6 protein-coding genes and 1 pseudogene are annotated in these 9,153 nt (G+C 66.5%); 3 read left to right on the top strand and 4 right to left on the bottom strand.

The genetic code is table 11. The features are described from left to right. Positions 1 to 112 precede the first annotated feature (112 nt). A complete protein-coding gene (locus tag AC56KL_RS23030; RefSeq protein ID WP_497182509.1) occupies positions 113 to 1,096 on the bottom strand; it encodes a M28 family peptidase in 984 nt (327 codons plus the stop codon). Positions 1,097 to 1,332: 236 nt separating this feature from the next. Between AC56KL_RS23030 and AC56KL_RS23035 the strand changes: the two genes are divergently transcribed. Beyond that, positions 1,333 to 2,301 (top strand): IS1595 family transposase, encoded by a 969-nt coding sequence (locus AC56KL_RS23035; RefSeq protein ID WP_497182510.1) that lies wholly within the window; start codon positions 1,333 to 1,335, stop codon positions 2,299 to 2,301. 65 nt (positions 2,302 to 2,366) lie between these two features. Here the strand turns inward: AC56KL_RS23035 and AC56KL_RS23040 are convergent, their stop codons facing one another. From AC56KL_RS23040 to AC56KL_RS23050, 3 genes are read right to left on the bottom strand one after another with little or no spacing between them, the layout of a single operon-like run. Next, on the bottom strand, positions 2,367 to 3,782 hold the full coding sequence (locus AC56KL_RS23040) for an efflux transporter outer membrane subunit (RefSeq protein WP_497182511.1): 1,416 nt from the start codon (positions 3,780 to 3,782) through the stop codon (positions 2,367 to 2,369). Positions 3,783 to 3,790: 8 nt separating this feature from the next. After that, on the bottom strand, positions 3,791 to 6,949 hold the full coding sequence (locus AC56KL_RS23045; protein ID WP_497182512.1) for an efflux RND transporter permease subunit: 3,159 nt from the start codon (positions 6,947 to 6,949) through the stop codon (positions 3,791 to 3,793). A gap of 25 nt (positions 6,950 to 6,974) precedes the next feature. After that, complete coding sequence (locus tag AC56KL_RS23050) at positions 6,975 to 8,270, bottom strand: efflux RND transporter periplasmic adaptor subunit (RefSeq protein ID WP_497182513.1); 1,296 nt, start codon at positions 8,268 to 8,270, stop codon at positions 6,975 to 6,977. 153 nt (positions 8,271 to 8,423) lie between these two features. Here AC56KL_RS23050 and AC56KL_RS23055 point away from each other — a divergent pair. Next, positions 8,424 to 8,549, top strand: a pseudogene (locus AC56KL_RS23055) (TetR family transcriptional regulator); the annotation flags it as partial. Further along, complete coding sequence (locus AC56KL_RS23060) at positions 8,550 to 9,041, top strand: TetR family transcriptional regulator (protein WP_497182514.1); 492 nt, start codon at positions 8,550 to 8,552, stop codon at positions 9,039 to 9,041. Positions 9,042 to 9,153: the final 112 nt, after the last annotated feature.

Genomic DNA, 9,153 nt, shown 5'->3' on the forward strand with positions numbered 1-9,153 from the left:
GCATCAAACTTAAACTAAAAGGCCAAAGCCCTGTACAGTACAGGACCCAGGCCATGGGCGCTTAACGACTTAACGTCCAACAATTTGGGGTCAGTTCACTCTGCCGACCACCCTACGTCTTCGCCGCACCCGCCAGCGAATCGATGGTGCGCGCCAGGCCCCTGACGACGCGGGCCATGCTCGCGTAATCGAGCTTGTCCGGCGTGTCCTCTGCCGTGTGGTAATAGGGGTAGCGCATGAAGGCGGTATCCGTGATCATCAGCGCCGGATAGCCCTGCCGGTTGTAGGAGGAGTGGTCGGACAGCGTCACGCCCATCACGTGGGCCGGCGCGGCCAGGCCCTCGGCCGGGAAGTCGGACCCTGCCTTGAACGCGGCCAGCGCCTGGCGCACCAGGGCCGAGGATTCCAGGGTGCCGACGAAGGCGATGAAGTTGCCCGTGCTCGGGTAGTGCTTCTCGAGCCCCCGCGGCAGCTTCTGGCTGTTCTGGGCCTGGGAGTACCAGCCGATCGTTTCCAGGATCAGTGCGCCCGCCACGTTCTGTCCGGCCTGTTTCAGCGCGCGCGCGTGCTGCATGCTGCCCATCTCTTCGCCCATGAACCAAGGCGGTTCCTCGTTGACGAAAAACACGAACTTCACTTCGGTGCCGCGGCTCGGCTGCATGGTCTTGAGCAGGCGCGCCAGTTCGAGCACGGCGGCGGTGCCGCTGCCGTTGTCGTTGGCGCCCGGTGCACCGGGCGCGGAATCGTAGTGCGCGCCCACGATGAAGATGCGCTCGGGCTTCGCGCCCGGCGCCGTATTCGATACCGACACCTCGATGTTGCGCACCTTCTGCCTGCCGGCCTGGTATTCCTGGCGGCGCAGGCTATAACCGTAGCCTTCGAGCGTGGTCTCGATATGGCGTGCGGCCTGTTCCAGCGCGCGCGGCGTGCCAGTATTGCGTTCCCGGCTGGCGATCGCCTCCACGTGGGTGCGCAGGCGGACGGACAGGTCGGGGGCTGGGACGGCGGAGTCGGTTTCCACGGTCAGTGTGGCCAGCACGATCGCAAGCAGGATCGCGAGGATGATCTTCCAGTGTGAGCGGGCGAATTTGCGCATGGCAGTCGGGCGAGTGGAGCACGTTCGGGCTTCAGCCTGCAAGCGTTCATGCACCCAGTGTAGCCAATTGCGAATTCGGCATGCTTTCAATTCCGCGCTTCAATTCCGCGCTTCACTTCCCAAGCACGAACCGGGCGCGCAAATAAAAAGGCGCTGTCAACCTTATGTATGGATGAGAGAGGAACTGCTGAGCTAAATCGCTGTCGAACACCGGTCACGACAGACTGGAAACGAACATGCGATCGCCTCAGTTCACGAAGTGGTTTGCCAAACTCCCTGCGCTGAATGTCCCCCAGCGCCTCAAGACGCTCGCGGCCCTGCAACCGGCCGCCGGGCTCGAGCAGGTAGTCTCGCTCATCACCGAGATCGGCGCCACAGCGCGCCGCTGTCCAAGTTGCGCCTGTGACCGATACCACCGGTATGGCCAGGCCAACGGCCTGCAGCGCTACCGCTGCCGCGCCTGCGGCCGCACGTTCAACGACCTGAGCGGTACACCGCTGGCCCGGCTGCGGCTGCGCGATAAATGGCTGGATTACCTGGGCGCCATGCTCGAATCGAAGTCGGTGCGGGCAAGCGCCCGCCAGGTCGGGGTGCACCGCAACACCGCCTTTCGCTGGCGCCACCGTTTCCTGCAGCGCCCCAGGGACGACCTGCCGCGGCAACTCAGCGGTATCGTCGAGGCCGATGAAATGTTCTTGCTGGAATCACAGAAGGGCTCGCGCAATCTGGACCGGCCGGCGCGCAAAGGCGGCGGCAAGGCGGGCAGGCGAGGCATTTCACGCGAGCTCGACTGCATATTGGTGGCAAGAGACCGTAGCGGACAGACCGTCGACGCTATAACGGGCCGCGGCGCGCTGACGGCGCCGCAACTGGAGCGTCACCTACTGCCCAGGCTGGATCGGCAAGTGCTCCTGGTAAGCGACGCGCATGCGGCGTACCGCAGCTTCGCCCGTAAGCACGGCATCGCGCACGAGGCCGTCAACTTGCGCGCCGGCGTGCGGGTGCGCCGGGGCGCTGCCGGCGCCATCCACGTGCAGAACGTGAACAGCTACCACCAGCGTTTCCGGCAATGGCTGAGCCGGTTTCGCGGCGTCGCGTCGTGCTACCTGCCCAACTACCTGGGCTGGCGCCGCGCGCTGGACGGCAACGGGGTGAGTACCGTGGAGCAATTGCTGCGCGTAGCGATGCGGGTCATCAATAGATAACGCTGACAGCGCCAATAAAAAAGCCGGGCTGGCACAGCCCGGCTTTCGAATGAAGCAGGAGCGCCTCAGCGCGCCGCTACCGGCGTGGCCGGCTCCGCCCACCCGCCGCCCAGCACGCTGTACAGGGTCACCTGGTTCTGCAGGCGCTGCAGGTTGGCCTGCACCGCCCCCTGCTGGGCCTGGAACAGCGCGCGCTGCGCGTCCAGCAGTTCGAGATAGCTGGCCGCGCCGTTACGGTAGCGCAGGTCGGCCAGGTTGAAGCGGTCGGCCTCGGCCTCGGCCACCGCGCGCTGCGCGCGCAGCTGCTCGCTGAAGGTCGACTGGCCGGCCAGCGCATCCGCCACCTCGCGGAAGGCTTGCTGGATCGAGCGCTCGTACTGCGCCACCGCGATGTCGCGCTGCGCCCTGGCGCTGCCCAGCACGGCGGTGTTGCGGCCGTAGTCGAAGATCGGCAGGATCGCCTGCGGCGCGAAGGTCCAGCCGTAGGAGCCGCTCTTGAACAGGCCGGACAGCTCGGTGCTGGCGCTGCCCACGCTGCCCGTCAGGGTGATGCGCGGGAAGAAGTTGGCGCGCGCCGCCCCGATGTTGGCGTTGGCGGCGATCAGCTGCTGCTCGGCCGCGCGGATGTCCGGGCGGCTGGCCAGCAGGTCCGACGGAAGGCCGGCCGGCAGGTCGGGCAGGTCGGTGCCTGCCAGGGTGGCGCCGCTCGGCACCGGTTCTACCGGCGTACCGACCAGCAGCGTCAGCAGGTTGAGGTCCTGCGCACGCTGGCGCTGCTGGGCCGCGAGCGTGGCCAGCGCGGTTTCCACCAGCGAGCGCGCCTGTTGCAGCTCGAAGCGCGACGCCACGCCGTTGTCGAAGCGCAGCTGGGTCAGGCGCAGCGACTCCTGGCGCGTGCCCAGGGTCTGGCGGGTGATCGCCAGCAGCTCCTCGTCGGCCAGCAGCTGCAGGTAGACATTCGCCACCGACGAGATCAGGCTGATCTGCGTCGACCTGCGCGCCTCTTCGGTCGCCAGGTACTGCGCCAGCGCGGCCTGCGACAGGTTGCGCACGCGGCCGAACAGGTCGAGCTCGAAGCTTGAAACCGACAGGCCGGACTGGTAGAAGCTGTCGATCGGCTGGTCTTCGCCCGTGGTCTGGCGCGAACCACTGATGCCGACGCCCACGGTCGGCAGGCGCTCGGCGCGCTGGATGCGGTACTGCGCACGCGCCTGCTCGATGTTGGCGATCGAGACGCGCAGGTCACGGTTGTTGCCAAGTGCCTGTTCGATCAGCCCGCGCAGGCGCGCATCCGGGAAGAAGCGCTGCCAGGCGATCGTGGCCGGCGCCTCGTTCGCCGCCTGGGCCGCCGGAGCGCTGGCCGCCCGCGCGATCTCGGGGAAGGCCTGCGCCACCGGCGCTTGCGGCCGCTCGTACTTCGGCGCCAGCGACATGCAGCCTGCCAGCACCATTGCCAGTGCCAGCGGAGTCAGTTTTTTCATCGTTTCGATCATGGTTGTTTTCCTTCGACGACCGGGACTGCGTTTTCTGCGTGTGCATGCTCTTCGCTGCGGCGCTTGCCCTTGAAGATCTTGCGCACGACCACGAAGAACAGCGGGACGAACAGCACGCCAAGCGTGGAAGCCGTAATCATACCGCCCATCACGCCGGTACCGATGGCGCGCTGCGAGGCCGAGCCGGCGCCGCCCGCGATGACCAGGGGCAGCACGCCCAGGATGAAGGCCAGCGAGGTCATGATGATCGGGCGGAAGCGCAGGTGCGCCGCCTCGATCGCCGCCTCCATCGGCGACTTGCCTTGCTCCTGCAGGTCCTTGGCGAACTCGATGATCAGGACCGCGTTCTTCGCCGCCAGGCCGACGATGGTCACCAGTCCGATCTTGAAGTACACGTCGTTCGGGTAGCCGCGCATCAGCGCCGCCAGCACGGCGCCCAGGATACCGAAGGGCACCACCAGCAGCACCGACACCGGGATCGTCCAGCTTTCGTACAGCGCCGCCAGGGCCAGGAAGATGGCCAGCAGCGAGAAGGCCATCAGGATGCCCATGGTGCCGCCTGAGAGCTGTTCCTCGCGCGACTGGCCGGTCCACTCGAAGGCGAAGCCCGGGGGCAACTGGCCTGCCAGGCGCTCCATCTCGGCCAGCGCGTCGCCGGTGGAATAGCCCGGCTTGGCGTCGCCCGAAATGCTCATCGCCGGATAGCCGTTGTAGCGCAGGGTCTGCATCGGACCGGTTACCCAGCGGGTGGTCGCGAACGAGGACAGCGGCACCGGCTGGCCCTGGACGTTCATGGCGTTCAGGCGCAGCAGGTCGTCCGGCTGCATGCGGGCAGCCGCATCGGCCTGCACCACCACGCGCTGCAGGCGCCCGGCGTTCGGGAAGTCGTTCACGTAGCTCGAGCCGAGCGAGGTCGAGATCGCGGTGTTGATCGCGTCGAAGGTGACGCCCAGCGCCTGCGCCTTGTCGCGGTCGATGTCGAGCCTGACCTGCGGGGCATCTTCCAGGCCTTCCGGACGCACGCCGGCCAGGACCGGGCTTTGCGCCGCCATGCCGAGCAGCTGGTTGCGCGCCGCCAGCAGGGCGTCGTGGCCGTTGCCGCCGCGGTCCTGCAGGCGGAAGGAAAAGCCCGTGCCGCGGCCCAGTTCGGGAATAGGCGGCGGCGACAGCGCGAAGATGAAGGCATCACGCACGCCCGACAGGCCGCCGATGATGCGGCCGGCCACGGCCTCGGCGCTCGAATTCTCACCCTTGCGCTCGTCCCAGTCCTTCAGCGGAATGAAGGCCAGCGCCATGTTCTGGCCGGCGCCGGAGAACGAGAAGCCCAGCACGCTGACCATGTTGGCCACTTCCGGCTGCTTCATGATGAAGGCTTCGGCGGTGCGCATCACTTCGCTGGTGCGTTCCAGCGTCGCGCCCGGCGGCAGCTGGATGTTGGCGATCACGTAGCCCTGGTCTTCGTTCGGCAGGAAGGAATTCGGCATGCGGGTGAACAGCAGGGCGACCAGGCCGCACACCAGCACGAAGGCCACCAGCGCCCGGCCGGAACCGCGGATCAGCTTGCCGACCCAGCTCTCATAGCCCTTGGCAGTCTTGGCGAAGCGGCGGTTGAACCAGCCGAAGAAGCCGCGCTTTTCGTGGTGGTGGCCGGCCTCGACCGGTTTCAGCAGGTGTGCGCACAGTGCCGGAGTCAGGGACAGCGCCAGGAAAGCCGAGAAGGCGATCGAGGACACCATGACGACCGAGAACTGGCGGTAGATGTTACCCACCGCGCCTCCGAAGAAGGCGAGCGGCACGAATACCGACATCAGCACCACGGTCACGCCGATGATCGCGCCCGAAATCTGGCCCATCGCCTTGCGGGTTGCCTGCAGCGGCGGCAGGCCTTCCTCGCTCATGATGCGCTCGACGTTCTCGACGACCACGATGGCGTCGTCGACCACGATACCGATCACCAGCACCATGCCGAACATGGTCAGCACGTTGATCGAGTAGCCCAGCGCCAGCAGGGTGCCCAGCGAACCGAGGAGGGCCACCGGGACCACGATGGTCGGGATGATCGTGTAGCGGAAGTTCTGCAGGAACAGGTACATCACCAGGAACACCAGCACCAGCGCTTCCACCAGGGTATGCAGCACCTGCTCGATCGAGATGTCGATGAACTTGGAGCTGTCGAAGGGCACGGTGGCCTTCATCCCGGGCGGGAAGAACTTCGACAGTTCCTGGACCCGCTCGCGCACCAGGCGCGCGGTCTCGAGGGCGTTGCCGGACGGCGCCAGCTGGATGCCGATACCGGTGGACGGCTTGCCGTTCAGGCGCGCGGATGTGCCGTAGGCCTGGGCGCCGATCTCGATGCGCGCCACGTCCTTCAGGCGCACGGTCGAGCCGTCCGGGTTCGCGCGCAGCACGATGTTGCCGAACTGCTCGACGGTGGAGAGCTGGCCGGTCACGACCACGGTCGCGGTGATCTCCTGGCCTTGCGCCAGCGGCAGTTCGCCGATGGTGCCCGACGCCACCTGGGCGTTCTGGCTGCGGATCGCATTGTTCACGTCGGCCGGGGACAGGCGGAATCCCACCAGCTTGGCCGGGTCGATCCAGACCCGCATGGCGCGTTCGGTACCGAACAGCTGCGCGGTACCGACGCCCTTGATGCGCTGGAGCTCGGGCAGCACCGTGCGCGAGGCATAGTCGCCCAGCGCGATCGGATCCCACTTCGGATCATCGGACGAGAGAATGGTGAACAGCAGGAAGTTCGCGCGCACCTTGTCGACGCGCACGCCCTGCTGGTTTACCGCCGCCGGCAGGCGCGGGGCCGCGCGCGACAGGCGGTTCTGCACGTCCACCTGGGCCAGTTCGGGGTCGGTGCCGGTTTCGAAGGTGAGGGTGATCGAGCCGCTGCCGTTGGCGGTGCTGCTCGATTCCATGTAGACGAGGCCCGGCGAGCCGTTCATCTCACGTTCGATGACGGAGATGACCGCGTCTTCCAGGGTCTGTGCTGAGGCGCCCGGGTAGGCGGCATTGATCACGATCGATGGCGGGGCCACGTTCGGATACTGGGCGATCGGCAGCTGGGTGATCGAGACCGCGCCGATCACCATGATGAACAGCGCGATCACCCAGGCGAAAATAGGGCGGTCAATGAAGAAACGTGCCATTGCAATATTCCTGTTCTTTTACTGCTTAGCGGCGCGGCGTGCCGGCGGCCGGGGTGGCGCTGGCGCTGGAGCCGGACGGCGCGGACGCGGGCACCTGGCCTGCTGTCTGCGCGGCGGCGGCGCCCGCGGCTGCGGTGGCCGGAGCGGCCGGTGCGGCCTGCTGGCTCGGCTGCCATGCGACGACCTTGACCGGGGTACCCGGCGGCAGCATCTGCAGCTTCTGGAAGCCGTCGACCATCACGCGCTCGCCTTCCTTCAGGCCGTCGGTGACGATCCAGTTCGAGCCCTGCTGCGAGCCGATCTTGACGGTGCGCGGGGTCGGCTTGTTGTCCGGGCCGACGACCATCAGGGTGTCGCCCTGCGGACCGCCGCGGGTAACGGCCTGCTGCGGCACCACGATGCCGTTCGGGAGCAGGGCCTGGGCGAGGCGTACGCGCACGTACTGGCCCGGCAGCAGGGCATCGCCCGGGTTCGGCACCGTCGCGCGCAAGGTGACCTGGCCGGTGCCCGGATCGACGCTGATGTCGGAGAACTGCAGGCGCCCCTTGTTGGCCAGTTCGGTGCCGTCGTCGAGGATCACGCTCACCGACGCATCGTTGCCGCTGCCGCCGGCCTGCTTGCGCAGGCGCTGCAGTTCGCTGGCCGACTGCGTGATGTTCAGATACATGGTGTCGGTCTGCTGGATCAAAGCCAGCTCGGTGGCCTGCGCCGCCGAGACCAGTGCGCCTTCGGTGACCAGGGCGCGGCCGATGCGGCCCGAGATCGGCGCGTACACATTGGCGTAGCCGGCATTGATCTGGGCGATGCGCACCTGGGCGCGTGCGGCCGCCACGGCGGCTTCGGCCTGCTTCTGTGCCGCTACGGCGTTGGTGTATTCCTGCTTGCTGATGGCGTTCGCCTCGACCAGCGGCTTGTAGCGCTCGGCCTGGGCGGTGGCCTGGTTCAGGGTCGCCTGGGCGCTGCCGACGTCGGCCTGGGCGGCCGCGAGGCGCGCCTGGTAGGGCGCCGGATCGATCTGGAACAGGGACTGGCCCTGCTTGACCACGCTGCCTTCGGTGAACAGGCGCTTGAGCACCACGCCGTCGACGCGGGCGCGCACCTGCGAGGTGCGGATCGGCTCGGCGCGAGCCGGCAGTTCGGTCAGCAGGGCGACCGGTTCATATTTGGCGGTGATGACGCCGACTTCCGGCGGCGGCATGCCGCCGCCCGGGCCGCCGGCGGCCGGAGTGTCTTTCTTGCCGCAGCCCGACAACAGGGCGATGGCCACCAGCGTGCCTGCGGCGATGCGGGTCAGGGAGTGGGAGGGGCGGTCTGAGCGCATTCGGTATGCTTCCTTCTCTTGTTGTTTCGACATCCGGTGCAGACACTTTGAAAGCACACGAAACGTCACTGGCTTTTACGAACAGTTTTATATACTATCACGGCTGTATGTTTATTGCTGGAGGCCCCCTTCAAATGGGAGGGCACTGAAAAAATGGCACGTAAAACGAAAGCGGAAGCTGCGGCTACCCGGGACAGCATCCTTGACGCTGCTGAAAGATTGTTCGCCCAACAAGGCGTATCAAGGACGACTTTACAACATATTGCGAGCGCTGCGGGTGTGACGCGGGGGGCAATTTACTGGCATTTCCTGGACAAGGGTGCGCTGTTCAACGCCATGTTCGACCGCGCGAAGTTGCCGATGGACGAGGCGCTGCAGCAGCTCGACAACCAGCGCGACGTGAAGGATCCGCTGCAGTGCCTGCGCGACGACATGATGATGGTGTTGCGGATCGTGGTCGAGGACGAGAAGGCGCGCCGGGTGTTCGAGATCGCCACGTTGAAGACGGAATTCATCGACGAGGTGGATTCGGTGCGTGCGCGCCGGCGCGAATCGATCGCGCTGTGGCAGGACCGGATGGAAGCGCATTTGAAGCAGGCGGAGGAAAAGGGCATGCTGCGTCCCGGCGTATCCACGCTGGCGGCCGCGCGGGGTGGCTGGATCATGGTCGACGGCCTGATCCGCAACTGGATCTTCGAGCCGGCCATGTTCGACCTGCGGGAGCTGGGTGGGACGGTGATCGATACTTACCTGGCGGGACTGCGAGCGTAGGGTGGTCGGCTTTGAACTGACCCCAGAAAGTTGGACACTAACTTTCTGGGGTTTTATGGGGAAGTACACACCTGCCTTCAAGCTGATTGTCGTGCAACGGTATCTTGAAGGC

The organism is Telluria sp. ZB4P34, assembly GCF_059686055.1.